1 protein-coding gene is annotated in these 445 nt (G+C 43.1%); it reads right to left on the bottom strand.

Going from position 1 to position 445, the window contains the following annotated elements:
• Positions 1 to 351, bottom strand: a 351-nt coding sequence (locus A3729_RS08605; protein ID WP_197475705.1) for a hypothetical protein, incomplete at its 3' end; no start/stop codon positions are given.
• Positions 352 to 445 lie beyond the last annotated feature (94 nt).

Consider the following 445-nt stretch of genomic DNA (forward strand, 5'->3'; position numbering starts at 1 on the left):
CAACATATTACTGACCCGTAACAACAAACCATTTGAACCGCAAAGGCTTATGTCGGAGGTGACTAAATAGAGCCAGTGAGCTATTTCAAGCAGTTTCTTTCTTTCTATTTCGGGATCATAAGCATGCACACAGAGCTCACGACATAAGGAGGCAGCGCTACCTAGCCCCATTCCCAAATGAATACCTTGCTGTAGGGCATGATCATTGGCTTGAACTACGATGTTTTTTTGACCATTGATTACGATAACGGCTTGCTGTTCGTCCTGATTGCATGCTGCCTGGTTTAAAAACAGGCTATCGATTTGTAGTGAAGGGAAGTGGAGGTAAAGCCATAAAGTTGATAGAGACATAGCATCACCTTTATACCGCTTTAGAAGCAGGGAAAGGGATGATGTTGTTCGTGTTTTGTAGTGCCAGTGAAGGCCAATAAGAAGACATATTGAG

It is taken from the genome of Oleiphilus sp. HI0043 (genome assembly GCF_001634935.1).